Here is a 598-nt window from a genome sequence, read left to right as displayed (position 1 = left end):
AATTGTTCTTGATAACACTTTGTTTCTACATTCACGACTTCTTTCGTAAATTTCTTTTTATTGGCGTTGGCTTTCACATGAGTCGAATCAATAAAGGCTACAGAGGGATCAACGAATCCTTTTTTCATCGCTTCATTTAAGATGTGGTAGAAGATGCTTTCAAAGATTTCAGTATCTTTGAACCGGCGGGTGTAGTTCTTACCGAAGGTAGAGAAATGAGGAATTGGTTGATCAAAGTCAAAACCTAAGAACCAGCGGTACGCCACATTGGTTTCAATCTCTCGAATTGTTTGTCTCATAGATCGAATTCCAAATAAATACTGAATGAACACCATTTTAATTAAGACAACAGGGTCGATGCTTGGTCGCCCATTGTCCATAGAATATTTATCTTCCACCAAATCAATAAATAAAGGTAAAGTCCATGACCTTTTCAATCTTACGTACTAGGTGGTTCTCAGGAACAATTTGATCAAAAGCTATCATGGAAACTTGATAGCGCCCTTCCATCGATTGTTTTGATAACATCTTTAACACCCCTCAAACTGACTTACTATATTTATTCGACAAAAAAAGCCTGTAGACCTGCCTAGTAACT

General features: G+C 37.1%; 1 pseudogene. It reads right to left on the bottom strand.

Going from position 1 to position 598, the window contains the following annotated elements:
- Positions 1-528 (bottom strand): annotated as a pseudogene (locus tag LRP81_RS23155) (transposase); the annotation flags it as partial.
- Positions 529-598: the final 70 nt, after the last annotated feature.

The organism is Sutcliffiella rhizosphaerae (genome assembly GCF_917563925.1).
In the GTDB taxonomy this organism is placed as follows: Bacteria; Bacillota; Bacilli; order Bacillales; family Bacillaceae_I; genus Sutcliffiella_A; species Sutcliffiella_A rhizosphaerae.
The sequence above is the reverse complement of the archived record's forward strand: the minus strand, read 5'-3'. Positions and strand labels throughout refer to the sequence as shown.